Source organism: Azorhizobium caulinodans ORS 571 (genome assembly GCF_000010525.1).
GTDB lineage: Bacteria > Pseudomonadota > Alphaproteobacteria > Rhizobiales > Xanthobacteraceae > Azorhizobium > Azorhizobium caulinodans.
On record NC_009937.1, the window covers coordinates 4,670,165 to 4,690,337 of the forward strand.

At 64.7% G+C, this 20,173-nt stretch carries 15 protein-coding genes; 7 read left to right on the forward strand and 8 right to left on the reverse strand.

All coding sequences use genetic code 11. The features are described 5' to 3' along the window. Positions 1-7: 7 nt before the first annotated feature. The 7 genes from AZC_RS21030 to urtA all read right to left on the reverse strand — a co-directional run bounded on the left by AZC_RS21030 (position 8) and on the right by urtA (position 6,818). Positions 8-361 (reverse strand): FmdB family zinc ribbon protein, encoded by a 354-nt coding sequence (locus AZC_RS21030; RefSeq protein WP_012172620.1) that lies wholly within the window; start codon positions 359-361, stop codon positions 8-10. 61 nt (positions 362-422) lie between these two features. Then, on the reverse strand, positions 423-1,655 hold the full coding sequence (fmdA, locus tag AZC_RS21035; RefSeq protein WP_012172621.1) for a formamidase: 1,233 nt from the start codon (positions 1,653-1,655) through the stop codon (positions 423-425). Positions 1,656-1,733: 78 nt separating this feature from the next. After that, complete coding sequence (gene urtE, locus AZC_RS21040; RefSeq protein ID WP_012172622.1) at positions 1,734-2,423, reverse strand: urea ABC transporter ATP-binding subunit UrtE; 690 nt, start codon at positions 2,421-2,423, stop codon at positions 1,734-1,736. Positions 2,424-2,434: 11 nt separating this feature from the next. Further along, complete coding sequence (urtD, locus tag AZC_RS21045) at positions 2,435-3,202, reverse strand: urea ABC transporter ATP-binding protein UrtD (protein WP_012172623.1); 768 nt, start codon at positions 3,200-3,202, stop codon at positions 2,435-2,437. A gap of 12 nt (positions 3,203-3,214) precedes the next feature. Continuing rightward, positions 3,215-4,330: an urea ABC transporter permease subunit UrtC gene (urtC, locus tag AZC_RS21050; RefSeq protein ID WP_012172624.1), complete on the reverse strand. Its 1,116-nt coding sequence runs from the start codon at positions 4,328-4,330 to the stop codon at positions 3,215-3,217. A 12-nt stretch (positions 4,331-4,342) separates the two neighbouring features. Beyond that, positions 4,343-5,269 (reverse strand): urea ABC transporter permease subunit UrtB, encoded by a 927-nt coding sequence (gene urtB, locus AZC_RS21055; RefSeq protein WP_012172625.1) that lies wholly within the window; start codon positions 5,267-5,269, stop codon positions 4,343-4,345. 268 nt (positions 5,270-5,537) lie between these two features. Next, positions 5,538-6,818, reverse strand: a complete 1,281-nt coding sequence (gene urtA, locus AZC_RS21060; protein WP_043880588.1) for an urea ABC transporter substrate-binding protein — start codon at positions 6,816-6,818, stop codon at positions 5,538-5,540. 615 nt (positions 6,819-7,433) lie between these two features. Between urtA and AZC_RS21065 the strand changes: the two genes are divergently transcribed. The 7 genes from AZC_RS21065 to AZC_RS25630 all read left to right on the forward strand — a co-directional run bounded on the left by AZC_RS21065 (position 7,434) and on the right by AZC_RS25630 (position 18,258). Next, positions 7,434-10,799: a hybrid sensor histidine kinase/response regulator gene (locus AZC_RS21065; protein WP_012172627.1), complete on the forward strand. Its 3,366-nt coding sequence runs from the start codon at positions 7,434-7,436 to the stop codon at positions 10,797-10,799. Continuing rightward, entirely contained in the window at positions 10,789-11,721 is a 933-nt protein-coding gene (locus tag AZC_RS21070; protein WP_012172628.1) for a response regulator, read from the forward strand. Before AZC_RS21065 ends, AZC_RS21070 begins: the two co-directional genes overlap by 11 nt. 253 nt (positions 11,722-11,974) lie before the next feature. Further along, positions 11,975-12,583: a sigma-70 family RNA polymerase sigma factor gene (locus AZC_RS21075; RefSeq protein ID WP_081434070.1), complete on the forward strand. Its 609-nt coding sequence runs from the start codon at positions 11,975-11,977 to the stop codon at positions 12,581-12,583. Beyond that, positions 12,580-13,221, forward strand: coding sequence for a ChrR family anti-sigma-E factor (locus tag AZC_RS21080; RefSeq protein WP_012172630.1), 642 nt, complete (start codon positions 12,580-12,582; stop codon positions 13,219-13,221). Before AZC_RS21075 ends, AZC_RS21080 begins: the two co-directional genes overlap by 4 nt. 174 nt (positions 13,222-13,395) lie before the next feature. Next, complete coding sequence (locus AZC_RS21085; RefSeq protein WP_043879677.1) at positions 13,396-14,853, forward strand: pyridoxal phosphate-dependent decarboxylase family protein; 1,458 nt, start codon at positions 13,396-13,398, stop codon at positions 14,851-14,853. Between the two features lie 61 nt (positions 14,854-14,914). Beyond that, on the forward strand, positions 14,915-16,780 hold the full coding sequence (locus AZC_RS21090; protein ID WP_012172632.1) for an ABC-F family ATP-binding cassette domain-containing protein: 1,866 nt from the start codon (positions 14,915-14,917) through the stop codon (positions 16,778-16,780). A gap of 176 nt (positions 16,781-16,956) precedes the next feature. Further along, positions 16,957-18,258: a hypothetical protein gene (locus AZC_RS25630; protein WP_012172633.1), complete on the forward strand. Its 1,302-nt coding sequence runs from the start codon at positions 16,957-16,959 to the stop codon at positions 18,256-18,258. 54 nt (positions 18,259-18,312) lie between these two features. Here the strand turns inward: AZC_RS25630 and AZC_RS21100 are convergent, their stop codons facing one another. Beyond that, the gene (locus AZC_RS21100) at positions 18,313-19,953 is read right to left on the reverse strand and encodes an alpha-amylase family glycosyl hydrolase (protein ID WP_043879679.1); all 1,641 of its coding nucleotides are present in this window, start codon (positions 19,951-19,953) and stop codon (positions 18,313-18,315) included. Positions 19,954-20,173: the final 220 nt, after the last annotated feature.

Sequence of the window (20,173 nt, forward strand, 5' to 3'; positions counted from 1 at the left end):
CCTCGCGTCAATGGCTGATCATCCACGGCCGGGCCGAGGGGAAGCTCTTGGCCCCCGAGGGCGCGGTGGCGGTGCGGCTCTTCTTGGAGCGGCTCTGCATGCCGGAGCAACAAGAGCAGCCCGCGCCATGCTTCTTCGCCGCGAATTCAGAAGACGTCATGGGCGCGTTGGCGCTGCGCTCGTTGGTGGCGATGGCGGTGCGGCGGGCACTGTCCATGCCTGCGAAATAGGGCGCGGAGAGAAAGGCGCGGGGCGCCAGCAGCCCGCAGTCCGGGCAGGACTGCGGATCTGCGCACGCGCTCATGGGGTGCATCTGCGTGAAGGGGCCGCAGTCCTCGCACATGTAGTCATAGACCGGCATGGGGCTCTCCCGAGATGGGCCGGCAGACCGGTTGACCCGGCCTGCCATTGAAGGGTGACGCTCAGACGAGATCGGGCGACAGCGGCATGTCCACGGAGCCGTCGAGGAACCTGGTCGGCCCCGCCGCGCTGGGATTGATGTCGAAATCGAAGATCTCGGTGGGCAGCCAGAGCGTGGCGCAGGCGTTCGGCACGTCCACGACGCCCGAGATATGGCCCTGCACCGGAGCGGTGCCGAGGATGGAATAGGCCTGCGCGCCCGAATAGCCGAACTTCTTCAGATACTCGATGGCATTGAGGCAGGCCTGCCGGTAGGCAATGTGCACGTCGAGATAATGCTGCTTGCCCGCCTCATCCACCGAGATGCCCTCGAAGATGAGATAGTCCTTGTAGTTGGGCGTGATGGGCGAGGGCTTGAAGATGGGATTCTTGATCCCGTACTTCGCCATGCCGCCCTTCAGCACGTCCACCTTGAGATGCACCCAGCCAGCCATCTCGATGGCGCCGCAGAAGGTGATCTCGCCATCGCCCTGGCTGAAGTGCAGGTCGCCCATGGAGAGGCCGCCGCCTTCCACATAGACCGGGAAATAGATCTTGGAGCCGCGCGACAGATCCTTGATGTCGCAATTGCCGCCATGCTCGCGCGGCGGCACGGTGCGCGCCCCTTCCGCCGCCGCCTTGTCGCGGGCCTCGCCGGTGAGGCGGCCCATGTGGGCGGTGGGGCCGAAGGGCGGGTTGGCAAGGCCGGGCACGCGGTTGGGATCGGTGGCGATGAAATCCACCTCGCGCTTGTTCCAGGTCTCCAGCAGCTTCGGATCCGGCAGGCAGCCGATGAGGCCGGGGTGGATGAGGCCGGCGAAGTTCACGCCCGGCACGTGGCGGGAAGACGTGAACATGCCCTTGAAGTCCCAGATGGACTTCTGCGCCTGCGGGAAGTGGTCGGTCAGGAAGCCGCCGCCATTCTTCTTGGAGAAGAAGCCGTTGAAGCCCCACTGGCTGTCCGGCATGGCGCCGATGTCCAGGAGGTCCACCACCAGCAGGTCGCCGGGCTCGGCGCCCTTCACGCCGATGGGGCCGGAGAGGAAGTGAACGATGGAGAGGTCGATGTCGCGCACGTCGTCGGCGCTGTCGTTGTTCTTGATGAAGCCACCGGTCCAGTCATAGGTCTCGACGATGAAATCGTCGCCCGGCTTGACCCAAGCCACCATGGGAATGTCCGGGTGCCAGCGGTTGTGCACCATGTCGTTGTCATAGGCGGACTGGCTGAGATCCACCTTGATGAGCGTATCAGTCATGGACGGCTCCGTTTCCTTGGGACGCAAAGACGAAGGACGGCGTGAAACCGCGCGGGAGCGCCGCGCGGCGCGGGCGGATCAGACGGAGAGGAATTTCGAGACCTTGGCCTCGTCGATATCGGCGCGAGCATCCTCATGGACGATCTCGCCGTTCTCCAGCACCAGCACCCGGTCCGCGATATCGAGCGCGAAGGAGAGCACCTGCTCGGACACCACGATGGAAAGCCCGCGCTCATCACGAATGCGCTTCAGGGTGCGGGCCATGTCGCGGATGATGCTGGGCTGGATGCCCTCCGTGGGCTCATCCAGCAGCAGCACCTTCGGCTTGGTGGCGAGCGCGCGGGCGATGGCGAGCTGCTGCTGTTGGCCGCCGGAAAGATTGCCGCCGCGCCGCTTCTTCATCTCCAGCAGCACGGGGAACAGCTCGTAAATGTCGCCCGGCACCTTGCTCTCGCCATGGGCGACGAGGCCGGTCTCGATATTTTCCTCAACCGACATGGTGGAGAAGATCATGCGCCCCTGCGGCACGTAGGCGATGCCCTTGGCCACCCGCTGATGGCTCTTCATTGCGGTGATATCCCCCTCGCCCAGCGAGACCTTGCCGGAGCGGGTGGGCACCACGCCCATGAGCGACTTCATGAGCGTGGTCTTGCCCATGCCGTTGCGCCCCATGATGGCGACGATCTCGCCGGGTGCGACGGAGAAGTTCAGGCCGTGCAGCACTTCGCTCTGGCCGTAGGAGACGACGAGATTCTCGACGTTCAGCATGGCGCGCCTCCTCAATGGCCCAGATAGACTTCGACGACCTTCGGATCAGCCTGCACCTTGGCCATGGTGCCCTCGGAAAGGATCTTGCCCTGGTGCAGCACCGTGACCTTGTGGGCGATGTCCTCCACGAACTTCATGTCATGCTCGATGACGATGACCGAGCGGTCCTTGATGATTCTGTTCAGGAGCTCAGCGGTTTTCTTGCGCTCGGCGACGCTCATGCCAGCCACGGGCTCGTCCAGCATGAGGAGCTCTGGGTCCTGGATCAGCAGCATGCCGATCTCCAGCCACTGCTTCTGGCCGTGGGAGAGATATTCCGCCCGCTGGTTCAGCAGGTCCGCGAGAAAGATGGTTTCGGCGATGTCCTGAACCCGCGCCTTCACCGCTCCGTCGCGCTTGAAGGCCAGCGCGCCGACGACGCCACGCCCCTTGGGATAGGAAATCTCCAGATTCTCGAAGACGGTGAGGTCTTCATAGATGGAGGGGTTCTGGAACTTGCGGCCCACGCCGGCGCGCACGATCTCATATTCCTTCATCTTGGTGAGCTCGGTGTTCTTGAACTTCACCGAGCCGGAGGTCGCCTTGGTGCGCCCGCAGATGAGATCGAGCACCGTGGTCTTGCCGGCGCCGTTGGGGCCGATGATGACCCGGATTTCGTTCTCATCCACATAGAAGGAGAGATCGTCCACGGCCTTGAAGCCGTCGAAGGAGACGGTGAGCCCTTCCACCGCGAGGAGGAAGTCCGGCGCCATCTGGTCGGAAATGACCTGCGCATTCATGGGGTTTCCTCCTCATTCGGCCGGGGCGGGAGCGGCCTTGGGCTCAGCGCCCTTTCGGCCAAGGAGCGCGCCGAGGCGCGGTTCCACATAGGTGCGGTAGAGGCCGGCCAAGCCATTCGGGAACAGCAGCACCACGGCGATGAAGAGGCCGCCGAGGCCGAACAGCCACAGCTCCGGGAAGCTCTCGGAGAAGGAGGTCTTGGCCCAGTTCACCAGGAGCGTGCCGTACACCGCGCCGAGCAGCGACAGACGCCCACCCACGGCGGTGTAGATGACCATCTCGATAGAGGGCGTGATGCCCACGAAGGAAGGCGACATGAAGCCCACCTGGAGCGTGAACATGGCCCCGCCGATGCCCGCGAGCGCGGCGGCGAAGCAGAAGACAAAGATCTTGAAGCTCGCCACGTCATAGCCGGAGAAGCGCACCCGGTCCTCCTTGTCGCGCATGGCGACGAGGATGCGGCCGAGCTTGGAGCGCTGCACGAACTGGCACAGCAGGATGACGCCGATGAGCAGGCCCACATTGACGAAATAGAGGATGAACTTGGCGCTGTCGGTGCGGATGTCCCAGCCGTGCAGCGTGCGCAGATCGGTGATGCCGTTGACACCGCCGGTGTAGCCCTGCTGGCCAATGATGAGGATGCTCATGATCGCCGCCAGCGCCTGCGTGATGATCGCGAAGTAGACGCCGCCCACCCGCCGCTTGAAGAGCGCGAAGGCAAGGACGAGGGCGAACACCGCCGGCACCAGCATCACCGCGATGACGGAGAAGCCCAGCGACTTGAACGGCACCCAGAAGAAGGGCAGCGAGGTGAGCTGGTTCCAGTCCATGAAATCCGGAATGCCGGGCGTGGACTGGATCTTGGTGGCCTCGGGGGTGGAGGCCTCCAGCTTCAGATACATGGCCATGCAATAGCCGCCGAGGCCGAAGAACACACCCTGGCCGAGGGAGAGAATGCCCGCATTGCCCCAGCACAGCACGAGGCCGACGGCGACGAAGGCATAGGTGAGATATTTGCCCACCATGTTGAGCCGGAACGGCTCCAGCACCAGCGGCAGCACCACCACCAGCAGCACGGCGAGGAGGAGGACGCCGAGGAGATCCTTGGAACGCAGCGAGAATGACATGGGTCGGGCTCCTCAGCGACGGACCTTGAGGACGAAGAGGCCTTCGGGGCGCAGCATCAGGATGCCGACCACCACCAGCAGCGTGAGCACCTTGGCCATGGAGCCGGACATGAAGAATTCCATGGTCGACTGCGCCTGCGAGATGGTGAAGGCCGAGGCGATGGTGCCCGCGAGCGAGGCCGCCCCGCCGAAGACCACCACGAGGAAGGTATCCACGATGTAGAGCTGGCCGGCGGTCGGCCCGGTGGAGCCGATCATGGTGAAGGCGGAGCCCGCCACCCCCGCGATGCCGCAGCCGATGCCGAAAGTCATGCGGTCCACCCGCTCGGTGGAAATGCCCACCGCCCCGGCCATGGTGCGGTTGAGCACAACGGCGCGCACCTGAAGGCCCCAGCGGGAGCGGAACATCAGCAGATAGACGGCGACGGCAATGAGCGTGGTGAGGCCCATGACGAACAGGCCGTTGATCTGCACCTCAATGGTGTCGGTGACGGCAAGCGAGCCCATCATCCATTCGGGCAGTTCGACACCCACCTCGCGCGCGCCGAAGATGGAGCGGAAGGCCTGCTGCATGATGAGCGAAAGGCCCCAGGTGGCGAGCAGTGTGTCCAGCGGCCGCTTGTAGAGGAAGCGGATGAGCCCCCATTCCACCAGCATTCCGAGGCCGCCGGAGACGACGAAGGCCACCGCCATGGCGACAAAGAAGTAGATGCCGTAAAGGCCGGGCGCGTATGCCTGGAAGAGCTGGGAGGTCAGATAGGTCATGTAGGCGCCGAGGATCATGAACTCGCCGTGCGCCATGTTGATCACGCCCATCTGGCCGAAGATGATGGCAAGGCCGAGGGACATCAGCACGAAGACCGAGAACAGGATCAGGCCCGCGAAGGCCTGCATGGCAAAGATCGAGCCGAGCTCGCCGAGCGAATATCCCATGAACATGCGATGGTTCCCGGTTCCGGTTTCTGGGTGGTCGGCTTCAGAAACTGCGGGGGCGTCTGCAAGCACGCCCCATGGTGCGAATGGCCCGCTGAGCGTTCAAAGCCCTCCCCCCTTGCGGGGGAGGGTTAGGAGGGGGGTAACGCGGTTACGTCTGTCGTGCCCCTGCTCTCGGCTGAGCCCGCTCCGGCGGAGAGGGCATTACCCCTCTCCCCAGCCCTCCCCCTCAAGGGGGGAGGGAGCATCTCCAGCAGAGGCCCTGTTCAGTCGCTCACTGATAGCCCTTCGGGAACGGATCGGGCTCGACCAGCTCGGAGGTCTCGTAGACCACGTCATACTGGCCATCGACGCGTGCCTTGCCGACGCGGGTCTTGCTCCAGAGATGGTGGTTCTCGTGGATTCGCACGTAGCCTTCCGGCGCCTTGTCGAAGGCAACGCCCGGCGAGGCCGCGGCCACCTTGTCGATGTCGAAGGAGCCGGCCTTTTCCACCGTCAGTTTCCAGAGCCACGGGCCGAGATAAGCGGCCTGCGTCACGTCGCCGATGACGATCTTGTCGCCATAGGTCTTCTTGAACGCCTCGACGAACGCCTTGTTGTTGGGATTGTTGAGCGACTGGAAATACTTCATGCAGGCAAAGGCGCCAGCGATATTCTCGCCGCCGATGCCGAGGATCTCGTCTTCCGTCACCGAGATGGTGAGCAGGGTCTGCTTGGAGAGGTCGATGCCCGCCGCCTTGAGCTGCTTGTAGAAGGCGACGTTCGAGCCGCCGACGATGATGGCGTAGATCACATCAGGCTTGGTCAGCTTGATCTTGTTGATCGCCGAATTGAACTGGGTGTGGCCAAGCGGGAAGTACTCCTCGCCCACCACCTTGAGCTTCAGGAAATTCTCGATGTGCTTACGGGCGATCTTGTTGGAGGTGCGCGGCCAGATATAGTCCGAGCCGAGCAGGTAGAAGGTCTGCGCCCCGCGCTCCTTCACCACCCAGTTGAGGCCGGCGATGATCTGCTGGGTGGCCTCCTGGCCGGTGTAGATCACGTTCTTGGACTGCTCCAGGCCTTCATAGAAGGTGGGATAATACAGCATGCCGTTATACTGCTCGAACACCGGCAGCACCGCCTTGCGGGACGCAGAGGTCCAGCAACCGAACACAGAGGCGCACTTGTCCTGCACCAGCAGCTTCTTGGCCTTCTCCGCGAAGGTCGGCCAATCGGAGGCGCCATCCTCCTGAATGAACTTGATCTTGCGGCCGAGGATGCCGCCGGCGGCGTTGATCTGGTCGATGGCGAGCTTCTCGGCCTGCACCGAGCCGGTCTCTGAAATGGCCATGGTGCCGGTGACGGAGTGCAGGATGCCGACCGTGACTTCCGTATCGGTCACGGCGAGACCGGTCGTATTCACGGCAGAAGTCGGCGGAACATCAGCGCGGGCCGGCGTCGAGAGAAAAGAGGCGGCAGGAACAGCCGAAGCAATCGGCAGTGCGGCAAGCCCCTTCAATACGCCACGGCGCGTGGCGCTCATCTTGTCCTGACGGTCGTCACTGGATGACATGCCCATTCCCTCCACGGAAAATCGTGGCCCGAACTTCGGCCCCAGCAGATTCACGAGCGAAGCTGCCATGGACCTCATGCTTCCCGTGAGTGCCGCAGCGCAGCAATACGTCGATTGACGTATATGCCCCCGCCCGGCCGACGCTATGCTGTGCTTGATCGAGCGGCTTGTCCGTGCGCGATGTGTTTCGCGCGTGCGCGAAGCGAGGGGGAGTGTAATTCGTGAGCAGTGCCTGCCGCGTTGCTAAGCAGCGGCAGGACGGTCGCATGAGGGCTTCATGGAAGCAGGCGGAAAGCTGCGGAGACATCAGCAGAAAAAGAACGGAGCGGCTGAAAATGCAGCACGAATTCTGCTTGTGGAAAGCCGGGCAACGGCCGTAGTCTCCCGCAGGCTGGATTATGCCGCGTCGCGGGACGGACTGACTCATCGCTCAGGTTGATGCGACCGGAGCGGAACGGCCTCTGGAGCGCGGTCCCTCAGGGTCGGAGCGCGCCAGCACGGAATTCTTCAGGGCCCGGAACAGTCACGGTTCCGGAAAGGGACATAATCAAAAATCCACGGGGAGCGATGCAGCACGGAGGCCCTTCACCCCATCTGGAGGCGGGGCGCACGTCCATGGCGGCGGAACAGCGTATCGTCCGGGTCAGACGCCAGTACAACCAATGGGTCGTCAACGAGACCCTGGAAGACTACGCCCTGCGCTTCACCGCCAAGAGCGCGCGACGCTGGTCGCCCTTCCGCGTGGCGAACACCGCGCTCGGCGCCATCTCCTTCCTCGCGCTGGAAGCCATTGGCGGGGCGGTCACGCTCTCCTACGGCTTCACCAATGCCGCTGCCGGCATTCTGGCGGTGAGCCTCATCATCTTCCTCACCGGCCTGCCCATCTCCTATTATGCCGCGAAATTCGGCGTCGACATCGACCTGCTCACGCGGGGCGCCGGCTTCGGCTATATCGGTTCCACGGTCACCTCGCTCATCTACGCCTCCTTCACCTTCATCTTCTTCGCGCTAGAGGCGGCCATCCTCGCGCTGGCGCTGGAGATGTGCCTCGGCCTGCCGCTGGCGGCGGGCTATGTGCTGAGCGCGCTGGTGGTGATCCCGCTCGTCACCCACGGCATCACCTTCATCAGCCGGTTCCAGACGTGGACGCAGCCGCTGTGGCTCGCCCTCCACATCGTGCCGCTGGTCTGGCTTCTGGCCCATCGGGGCGAGGAACTGACCCACTGGATGGATTTCACCGGCCTCGCCGGCCCGAGGGATGGCGCCTTCAGCCTCATCGCCTTCGGCGGCGCCGCCACCGTGGTCTTCGCACTCGTGGCGCAGATCGGCGAGCAGGTGGACTATCTGCGCTTCCTCCCCCGCGAGGCTTCGGGGCGCAACATCAAGTGGTGGTGCGGCATGCTCGCGGCGGGGCCGGGCTGGATCATCCCCGGCGCGCTGAAAATGCTGGTCGGCTCCTTTCTCGCCTATCTGGCGCTGGAGAGCGGCGTGCCGCTCGACAAGGCGGCCGAGCCCACGCAGATGTATCTGGTCGCCTTCGGCGCCATGATCCCCTCCCATCAGGCGGCGCTGTGGCTGATGGGCGTGTTCGTCATCGTCTCGCAGTTGAAAATCAATGTGACGAACGCCTATGCGGGCTCCATCGCCTGGTCCAATTTCTTCTCCCGCCTCACCCATTCCCATCCCGGCCGTGTGGTGTGGCTGGTGTTCAACGTCACCATCGCCCTGCTTCTCATGGAGCTCGGCATCTATCGGGTGCTGAACGAGACGCTGGGCATCTATGCCATCGTCGCCATCGCTTGGGTGGCAGCGCTGGTGGCGGACCTCGTGGTCAACAAGCCCCTCGGCCTCTCCCCACCGACCATCGAATTCAAGCGGGCGCATCTTTATGATGTGAACCCGGTGGGCGTCGGCGCGGTGCTGGCCGGCACGGGCGCGGCCATCCTCGCCTATACGGGGGCATTCGGCCCGCTGCCGCAGGCGTTCGCGCCCTTCATCGCGCTGGTGGTCTCCTTCCTCACCGCGCCGGTCATCGCGTTCGGCACGGGCGGGCGCTACTACACCGCCCGCAAGCCCAAGACCGAGTGGCGCAAGGGCATCGTGCGCTGCTGCATCTGCGAGCATAAATACGAGCCGGAGGACATGGCCCATTGCCCCGTCTATGCCGGCCCCATCTGCTCGCTCTGCTGCACGCTGGATGCCCGCTGCCACGACCGCTGCAAGACGGACGCGCGCGTCGCCGACCAGATCCTCGCCCTGCTCGGCTCGGCTTTGCCGGCCTGGGTGGTGGCGAAGCTCAATTCCCGCGTCGGGCATTATCTCGCCATTCAGGCCATGCTGGCCTCGGTCATCGGCGGCATCCTCGCCATCATCTATTTCCACGCCCGCTTTGAGAGCCCGTCCCATGGCGAAGCGATCCGGGGTACGTTGTGGACGCTCTATTTCGTGCTGATGATCATCGTCGGCGTGGTGGCCTGGCTGTTCGTGCTGGCGCAGGAGAGCCGCCGGGTCGCGCAAGAGGAGAGCCAGCGCCAGACCACCCTCCTCATGCGCGAGATCGAAGCCCACAAGCGCACAGACGCCAAGCTCCAGAAGGCGAAGGAAGTGGCGGAGGCGGCGAACCTCGCCAAGAGCCGTTACGTGGTGGGCATCAGCCACGAACTGCGCACGCCGCTGAACGCCATCCTCGGCTATGCCCAGCTTCTGGAGCGCGACACCTCCATTCCCGCCCACCGGCGGGACGCCATCCGCGTGGTGCGCCGCTCCTCGGAGCATCTGTCGGGCCTCATCGACGGCCTGCTCGACATCTCCAAAATCGAGGCCGGGCGCCTGCACCTCTATCGCGACGAGGTGCGCATCCGCGACCTGCTGGACCAGCTGGTGGACATGTTCCGCCTCCAGGCCTCGGCGCGTGGCATCGAGTTCATCCACATGCGCTCCGAGCGCCTGCCGGCGGTAGTCTTTACCGATGAGAAGCGCCTGCGGCAGATCCTCATCAATCTCCTGTCCAATGCCATCAAGTTCACAGCCAAGGGGCACGTGGCGCTGCGCGTGACCTATCGCAATCAGGTGGCGGAGTTCGAAGTCGAGGATACCGGCATCGGCATCGCGCCGGAGGAACGCGGCCGCATCTTCGAGCCCTTCGAGCGCGGCTCGCGCGGCGGGGCGTTCAACGCCATCGGCATCGGCCTCGGGCTCACCATCACCAAGCTCCTCACCGAGATCATGGGCGGGGAGATCTCGCTGAAGAGCGAACTCGACAAGGGCAGCACCTTCAAGGTGCGCCTGCTGCTCTCGGAAGCGCCGGGTCGGGAGGCTGCGCCACCCGAGCAGCGCATCGTCGCCTATGCCGGCGCCGCCCGCACGGTGCTGGTGGCCGACGACGACGACGCCCACCGCGATCTCATGTGCGAGATGCTGCGCCCGCTCGGCTTCATCGTCTTCACCGCCGCAGATGGCCTCGCCTGCCTCGAGATGGCGGGCCAGACCGATCCCGATCTCGTGCTGCTCGATGTCTCCATGCCCCGCCTCACGGGCTGGGAGACGGCGACCGCCCTGCGCACCCGCGTCGCGCCGCGCGCCCGCATCATCATGGTCTCGGCCAATGCGCAGGAAATGGGCCGCCGGCCCGCCGAGCCGCGCCACCATGACGACCAGTGCGTGAAGCCGGTGGACCTGCGCATGCTGCTGGAGAAGATCCGCGCCCAGCTCGGCCTCGACTGGGTCTATCAGTCGGACACGCCGGACCAGCCCGCCGCCATCGCCCCGCCGGTGGTCCCGCCGTCCGCCGGCCATATCGAGGAACTGCTGAAGCTCGGGCGCATCGGCTATGTGCGCGGCATCCAGGCCAAGCTTCAGTCTCTCGCCGCCGAATCCCCGGAGCACGAGCCGTTCGTCAAGGAGATGAGCGACATCGTACGCACCTTCGATCTCAACCGCTACATGTCCGTTCTGGAGGCTCTGCGCACCCATGATGCATAGTGCCAAACGCCGCGACATCGTCCTCGTGGTGGACGACAGCCCCGAAACCCTGAGCCTGCTCACCGATGCGCTGGAGGATGCGGGTGTCACCGTCCTCGTGGCGGTGGAGGGGGCCAATGCGCTGACCCTCGTGGAGCAGATCACGCCGGACGTGATCCTGCTCGATGCCATCATGCCCGGCATGGACGGCTTCGAGACCTGCCGCCGGCTGAAGGCGCTGAAAGCCCTCGCCCATGTGCCGGTCATCTTCATGACCGGCCTCTCGGAGACCGAGCACATCGTGAAGGGGCTCGACGCGGGCGGCGTGGACTATGTGACCAAGCCCGTGGTGCCGAACGAGATCATCGCCCGGATGCGCGTGCATCTGGCCAATGCCCGGCAAACCCAGAGTGCGCAGGTGGCGCTGGATGCGGCGGGGCGCTTTCTCATGTCCGCCAGCCTCGACGGGCGTGTGCTGTGGAGCACCCCGCAGGCCACCCGCCTCATCGGCGCCCAGTTCACCGCCTTGCCGGGCGAGGGCTATCTGCTGCCGGACGCCGCCCTCTCGTGGCTGCGCGCGCGCCATGCGGCCCTCGGCACCCCGCCGGAGAGCGTGGAGCTGCCCGATCCCAATGGCGGGCGTAGCCTCAAGCTCTCCTACGTGGGCCAGATCGGCGAGCAGGAAGTGCTGCTGCGTGTTACCGACGAGGTGCGCGTCCGCGACGAGGACATTTTGCGGACGGCGCTCGGCATCACGCAGCGGGAGGCGGAAGTCCTGCTGTGGATCGCCCGCGGCAAGCCCAACCGCGACATCGCCGAAATCCTCGGCCTCTCGCCCCGCACCGTGAACAAGCATCTGGAGCAGATCTACGCCAAGATCGGCGTCGAGAACCGCGCCGCCGCCGCCGCCATGGCCGTTAAGGCGCTTTCCGGTCCGCAGTAGATCGGCCCGCCCCTTGCGAATGACTGGCGTTCGCGCGGCGCATGGACAAAGCCGCCGTCTCGCCTATTCTAGCGCCGCCGACCGGCCGCGGCGGCAGGCATGCCTGCGCGCGTTTATGGGATGCGTCGGTCAAAGGCGAGGATGGAATGTCGATCCGGATGTGGGGGCGCCAGAACCAAGCGCTCGCAGGCGCTCAGGGCGGAACGGCCGCCACCGGTCCAGCGCCCGGATCGTGCCCCCGGAACGGCGCATCATGAGCGAACCCCTGTCGGCACGGGACGACGGCGTGGCACCCAATGCCTCGCCAACGACGGACGAGCGCGCCGCCCACAACGCCATGATCCTCGCCATTGCGGAGCGGCAGGACCGGGCCGCCTTCGCCGCCCTGTTCAAGCACTTCGCCCCGCGCCTCAAGACCTTCCTCATGCGCTCCGGCCTCTCCGCCACGGCGGCGGAGGAGATCGCGCAGGAGACCATGCTCTCGGTCTGGCGCAAGGCCGGCTATTTCGACCCCGCCAAGGCCGGCGCGGCGACCTGGATCTTCACCATCGCCCGGAATCTCAAGATCGACGCCCTGCGCCGTGAACGCCCGGTGGCGCAGTTGCCCACGGAAGCGGAAGACACGCCGGACGAGGCTCCCAATGGGGAAGCGCTCGTTCTGGCGCAGGAGCGGGAGGACAAGGTGCGCGCCGCCCTCTCCCGTCTCTCGGCCGACCAGGCCAATATCGTTCGCCTGTCCTTCTTTCAGGACAAGCCCCACGCCCAGATCGCAAAGGAACTCGGCATTCCGCTCGGAACCGCGAAATCGCGGGTGCGGCTTGCCCTTGCACGCTTGCGCGCGCTGCTGGAAGACATCGGATGACGACCCCGCACGACGAAACGCTCGCCAGTTACGCCGCCGGCACGCTCGACGCCGGCATCCGCCTCGCGGTCGCGGCCCATCTGGAGGCCGCGCCGAAGAGCCGTGCCCGCCTCGCCCATTTCGAGGCCGCCGCCGGCGCCGTGCTGGATGACCTGCCGCCAACGGATCTGGCGAGCGACGCCCTCGACCGCCTGCTGGCCCGCCTCGACGAGCCGGAACCGCCGCCGCCCGCGCCTATCCCCGTGCGCCACGCCGCCCGCATGCCGACCGATGTCCGGCTGCCGAAGGCGCTGGAAGGCTGCTCCATCGGCCGCTGGATCTGGATCGGCCCCGGCGTGCGCTACAGTGCCATCTCCATTCCCGGCGCCCCGAAGGCCAATGTCGGCCTCGTGGAAGTGGGCCCCGGCCGGCGCATGCCCGACCACGGACACGGCGGCAACGAGATCACCTATGTGATCTCCGGCGGCTTCTCCGACGAGAACGGCCATTACGAAGCCGGCGACGTGTGCGAGGCGGACGAGAGCCTGGAGCACCAGCCAGTGGCCGATCCGGAAGGCTGCCTGTGCATCATCGCCATGGACGCGCCCATGCGCTTCAAGGGCCTGCTGGGCGCCGTGCTGAAGCCCTTCACCGGCTGACGCCCCTCCCCTCTACCACATCCCGCCCCACGGCATCTTCCCGCAAGCCATTCGGGCTAGACCTCTGCGGAGGCGGCTGTCGGCCCCTGCGGCGCGTCCGTCGCCGGCGGGTACACAGCCCCTTTTCTGACCGGCCAGCCGTCTCAGGCGGCGCACATCCCTGTGGAGACACCCATGCGCGAGCCCACCCTCGATCCGGCGGACTGGAGCGCGCTGCGCGCGGTCTTCCATCAGGCGGTGGATGACGGTCTCGCGCATCTTCAAGGTGCACTCGACACCCCCGTCTGGGTGGCGCCGCCGGGCAGCTCCAAGAGCGCGCTCTACGAGCCCCTCCCCCGCACCGCAACGCCCGCCGCAGAAGTCTATGAGACCTTCCGCAACCATGTGCTGCCCTATGGGGTCGGCAATGTGCGGCCGGCCTTCTATGGCTGGGTCCATGGCGCGGGCAATGCGGAAGGCGTGCTGGGCGAGCTGATGGCCGCCTTCATGAATTGCAACGTGGGCGGCCGCGCCCACATGGCGAACGAACTGGAGCGGGTGGTCGTCGACTGGTGCAAGGACTTCACCGGCCTGCCCGCCGAGGCCAGCGGCCTGCTCACCTCCGGCACCTCCATGGCGACCGTGCTCGCCATCGCCACCGCCCGCCACGTCCATGCGGACGGCGACGTCGGCCGCGAGGGTGTTGCCGTCGCCGGGCGCGGCCTCGTGGGCTATGCCTCCACCGAGGCCCATTCCTGCATCGCCAAGGCCTTCGACCTGCTCGGCCTCGGCCGCAATGCCCTGCGCGCCGTACCGGTGAATACAGCGCGGGAGATGGACAGCGCCGCCCTCGAAGCCATGATCGCCACCGACCGCGCCGCCGGCCTCAAGCCCTTCATGGTCGCCGCCACCGTCGGCACCGTGAACACGGGGGCCATCGATGACATCGCCGGCATCGGCGCCATCGCCCATCGTGAAGGCCTGTGGTTCCATGTGGATGCCGCCTTCGGCATCGGCGCCCTGTTCAGCGACGCCCACAAGGCCAAGGCCGCCCCCATGGCGCGGGCGGAGTCCATCGCCTTCGACTTCCACAAGTGGTTTCAGGTGCCCTATGACGCGGGCATCGTGCTGATCCGCGATGCCAAGGCGCATTACGAGACCTTCGCGGGCCGGAAGGAATATCTCGCCAGTTCGGAACGCGGCCTGGCCGCGGGCGAACCCTGGTATTGCGATTACGGTCCGGAACTCTCGCGCACCTTCCGCGCGCTGAAGGTCTGGTTCACGCTGAAGAGCCACGGCGTCGACGGCATCAGCGCCATCATCGCCAAGAACATCGCGCAAGCGCGCTATCTCGAAGACAAGGTGGCCGCGGAGCCGCGCCTTGAGCTGCTCTCACCGGCCAGCCTCAACATCGTGTGCTTCCGCTATGTCGCGCCCTGCGACACAGCCGCGCTGAATCAGCTCAACAAGGACATCGTGGCGGACCTTCAGGAGGCCGGCATCGCTGCCCCCTCCACCACCACGCTGAACGGCCGCACGGCCATCCGGGTCTGTCTCGCCAACCACCGCACCCGCCGTCAGGATCTCGACGCGCTGCTGGCCGGCGTGCTGGAGCTGGGCGCGCGGCGCACCGCCGGCTCAGTGGCCGCCTGACGCGGCAGGGCCGCGCGTCGGCCTTGCCCTTGGCGCCCGTGCCTGCGACAAGGGCGCCATCATGATCGTGCTCGACGACATTTCCCTGCGCATCGCAGGCCGCCTGCTGCTGGACCATGCCTCGGTTGCCTTGCCCGAGAACGCCCATGTGGGCGTGGTGGGGCGCAACGGCGCCGGCAAGACCACGCTGTTCAAGGCGCTGATGGGCGAGCTCGAGCTCGAAAGCGGCGCCGTGCGCCTGCCGAACCGCACCCGCATCGGCCGGGTGGCGCAGGAGGCCCCCGCCGGGCCGGATAGCCTGCTGGAGCGCGTGCTCGCCGCCGACACCGAGCGGGCGGCTCTGCTCAAGGAAAAGGAAACCGCCACCGATCCCCACCGCATCGCGGAGATCGAGATCCGGCTGGTGGACATCGACGCTCATTCCGCCCCCGCCCGGGCGGCGCGCATTCTCTCGGGCCTCGGCTTCGATGAGGCGGCGCAGGCGCGCGCCTGCTCGGAATTCTCCGGCGGCTGGCGCATGCGCGTGGCGCTCGCGGCCCTGCTCTTCACCGAGCCGGACCTGCTGCTGCTCGACGAGCCCACCAACTATCTCGACCTTGAAGGCACGCTCTGGCTTCAGGATTATCTCGCGCATTATCCGCGCACGGTCATCCTCATCAGCCATGACCGCGACCTGCTCGACACGTCGGTGGACCACATCCTCCACGTCTTCAACAACAAGCTGACGCTCTATCGCGGCGGCTACAGCCAGTTCGACCGCCAGCGGCGCGAGCGCCTGCTGCAGGACCAGAAGGCGCGCAAGAAGCAGGAAGCCCAGCGCGCCCACATGGAAGCCTTCGTCGCCCGCTTCCGCGCCAAGGCCACCAAGGCCAAGCAGGCGCAATCGCGCCTCAAGGCGCTGGCCCGTATGGAGCCGCTGGCGGACGAGATTTCCGAGGCACCGGCCCACATCTCCATCCGCCATCCGGAAAAGCTGCTCTCCCCGCCCATCGTCGTCTTCAACGACGTGAACGTGGGCTATGAGCCGGACAAGCCCATCCTCAAGAAGCTCAATCTGCGCATCGACGAGGACGACCGCATCGCCCTCCTCGGGCCGAACGGCAACGGCAAGTCCACCTTCGCCAAGCTGCTGGCCGACCGGCTCGCGCCCCAGAAGGGCAGCGTGGTGCGGGCGGACAAGCTGGAAATCGCCTATCTCGCCCAGCACCAGATCGACGAACTGCGCCCCGGCGACAGCCCGGTAGAGCACGTGCGCCGCCTGATGCCCGATGCGCCGGAAGCCCGCGTGCGCGCCCGCGCCGCCGAGATGGGCTTCTCCTCCGCCGCCGGCGACACGAAAGTCTCTCAGCTCTCCGGCGGCGAGAAGGCCCGCCTGCTGCTGGGCCTTGCCGCCTTCCACGGGCCGCATCTGCTCATCCTCGACGAGCCGACCAACCATCTGGACATCGAGGCGCGCGCGGCCCTCATCACCGCCATCAACGATTTTCCCGGCGCCATCGTCCTCGTCTCGCACGACCGGCACCTGCTGGAAGCTTGCGCCGAGCGGCTGTGGGTGGTGGGCAATGGCACGGTGAAGCCCTATGAGGGCGACCTCGACCAGTATCGCTCCGAGGTGCTGAGCCGCACGGGCCGCATGACCGGCGACGGGCGCAAGGACAAGGCGTCGGATGTCTCCGATGAGATCCCGTCGGAGAGTGACGCGGCCGCCGCTCTGCGCCGGCGGGTGCGCGACATGGAAGCGCTGATGGCCAAGTGCGAGAAGGACATCGCCACCATCGACAAGCGCCTCGCCGACCCGAAGATCGAAAAATTCCCCAACGACGCCGCCCGCCTGCAACGCCAGCGCGAAGAGGCCCTCGCCGCCATGGCGAAGGCCGAGGAAGACTGGCTGGAAGCCAGCGCGGAACTGGAGGGGCTGGAGGCGTAAGGAACGCTTGCTCATTCCTCTGACGCCGGCTTGACCCGAACGCCCATTCGGGCCGGCAGGCCGTCGCCGAATCCACCCAGATTTCGTCCAGCTGCGGCGGATCTTGCCTTCTATTATCCGGCACACCTCCTGGCATTCAAGCTAGGAGGAGCGGGTGAGGCAGGAGCGCGCGAAGCATGGAATTCGTTGTGGGCCTCTGGTCGGTCGATACGCTGCAAAGTTCATTTACTCTCGCGGACGTCAACCAGCGGATCGAATGGCTCGCAAAGGCTCTCAAGGCGCTGAACGACAGGGTTTCGAGGGAAAAATTCCCCAAGGCACAAACCGTGCGCGGAATATTCCTCGCGCCTGAATATTTTCTTGCTCACAAAAAGAAAAAATCAGGCGATGCAACCCAATGGGATGCTGAGAGAACCATCAGTGCAGTTCAACGCGACAGCTGCGTGCAGAGGATATGCAAACTCAGCAAAAACTATCCAAATATCCTAATTATTCCTGGATCCATCGCGTGGAAGAAGACCTTTGAGCGCGACGCAAGAGACAAGAAGACCATAGACCGACGACTACGCGGTATCGGTCACATAGAACATTATATAAATCTCGATAATAATTACCATATTGGCGGAACAACAGCGCGAAAATTGGATATCGACGGAACCATCACATATCGACCGAGCATGGCCGCAAAAAAAGAAATAGTAAGAGGAAATTCATTTACCGAGAATGTGAAAGGAAAAATATTTCACACCGAAAAAATGATTAAATACTACATGAGAAACACGGCGTATGTTTTTCATAACGGAAATATAATATATAAATACCATAAGCTTGGTGATTTTTTTGAATCCATAAACACAAGTGATACGGTTTTCATCCCGAGCCAGAGAAGCCCTATTGTTTCTATTCAGGTTACTGCATCACAGAAAATGACATTCGGATTCGAGATCTGCCTGGATCACAACCTCGGCACGCTGAACGCCATCTCGAAGGACACCGGCGCGGCTCCCCTTGATTTTCATACCATCTGCTCCGCCAGCGTGGAAAACGAGATAAACAACATGTGTATGCGCGATGGCGGCTACATGCTGCACGCCTCATCCGAGCAGCAAAGCACTGCGATCTACGAACGAGTCGGTAGCGATAAAAGGCCTGTTCTCACCATTGAAAATTCGTATCCATCAGGTTTTAAGCTTGAGTTTAAAAAAATTTTCTTCCCGGCCAACGCAGACACATTTATTCGAAATCTCTACCGCGCCTTGGTCGCATACGAGATTGAGCGTAGCATCATGGGCAGCAAGGAAAGCCTGAATGCTCTCAACAAGCTGATGTCCCTCATCACGAAGGGAGAATATGCCAGCGCTCGAGCTCATCTTGACTGGTATATGGGCAACGATAAAGCAACACAGCCAACGGGGGCTGGTGCGCAGATTCCCAAGGACAAACGCTTCTACAATCTCCTTAAAGAGGTCAAAGTATAAGGCTCTGAACAGAAAAGGCTGCGACTGGCAGAGTTTATCTTGAAGAGCGACCTTTTATCTGGCGTGCGATACTGAATCATGCTTATCGAGCAACACGACAATACCCTCATTCGGACGCAGCGCGACCTCCCCAGCCACTCGGTCATCGGTCCGGTCCCCGAGCGTAGATACCGCTACATGCCCCAGAAACTCGGCGCCGATGGAAGCAATTGCCGGGTCATCGCCCACGTTCAGGGCAACCAGGAAGCATTCTCCGGCGTGCTCTCGGCCATAGAGCAGCAAGTCGCCGCTCGCCGCCACTGGCACGTAGGCTCCAATCGACAAGGCGGCATGCGCTCGCCGCAGGCGTAGCAGTTCGCGATGAAGCTCGAGCATGGAGTGTGGTTCCGCGCGCTGCTGGGCTACGTTCACCTCAGAGAAGGCTTCATCAACCGGCAACCAGGGCTCCACATCCGAGAAGCCCGCATGCGGCGAGCCATCCCACTGCATGGGCGTGCGGACACCGTCGCGGCCGAGGCCGAGGCCGGGCACGTTCTTCTCCCAGGGGTCCTGCACCCGTTCGGGCGGGATGGACACATTGGTCATGCCGATCTCGTCGCCATAATAGAGCGTCGGCGTTCCGCGCAGGGTGAGGAGCAGCATGGCCGCCACCCGCGCCTGATCGGGGCCGAGGCGGGTGGCCACGCGCGGGCGGTCGTGATTGCCCAGCACCCAGTTGGGCCAGCCGCCTTCGGGCAGGGAACCTTCATAACGGGCGATGAGATCCGCGAGCGCTCGCGCGTTCCACTCGGCTTCCAGCAGGGCGAAATTAAACGGCAGATGCGCGCCGTCGAGGTTCGCCCCGTAATAAGCGGCGAGCCGCTCCACGGGCAGGTAGATCTCGCCGATGAGCACGCGGTCATCATAAGCGTCCATCACCTGCCGCAGCCCAGCGATGACGCCATGCACCTCCTCAAGATCGGTGGTGTGGACGGGCTTGAGGCGCCGATAGGGGTTCATGCCCTCGCGCCAGTCCTCATCCGGCGGATTGTCGCGGAAGGCGGCGTCCTTCATGAGGTGCCAGATCACATCCACGCGAAAGCCGTCCACGCCGCGATCAAGCCAGAAGCGCATGACCGCGTGGATAGCCTCGGCCACCTGCGGATTGCGCCAGTTGAGGTCCGGCTGCCGGTCAAGGAAGGCGTGGTAATAATATCGCCCCGTCGCCGGATCGAAGGCCCAGGCGCTGCCGCCGAATTCCGAAAGCCAGTTGTTCGGCGGCCCGCCATCCGGCGCGGGATCGCGCCAGATGTACCAGTCCCGCTTCGGGCTCGTGCGGGACGAGCGCGCCTCTCGGAACCAGGGATGTTCGTCCGACGTGTGGTTGGGCACGAGGTCGAGGATGACCCTGAGGCCCAGCCGGTGGGCATCGGCCACCAGCCGGTCGAAATCCTCCATCGTTCCGAAGAGAGGATGGATGCCGGTATAATCCGCCACGTCATAGCCGAAGTCTGCCATGGGCGAGGGATAGATGGGGGAGATCCAGAGCGCGTCCACGCCGAGGTCCACGAGATGGTCGAGCCGCCGGCGGATGCCTTCGAGATCGCCGATGCCGTCGCCATCGCTGTCCTGAAAGCTGCGCGGATAGACCTGGTAGATCACGCCGCTCTGCCACCACAGCGGCGCCGCGTCCCGTTCCGCTTGCCCTTCCCTCACGTCCGTCTCCCTCAAGGCTCGCGCCGCACCGATACCACTCCCGTCCCACGCCGGCGGCAACGGCACGATGTCACAACGCGGCGCGCCCCCAGCGGGTCCGGTGGAACCCCCCAGCGGAATTGCGCGTTGTGGAACAGGCAGGACGCGCCCGTCGCCGGAAGGCGGGGGCGCGTCATTCTTGATCCCGTTCGACGAGACCCATGCACATCCCGCGCGCGCC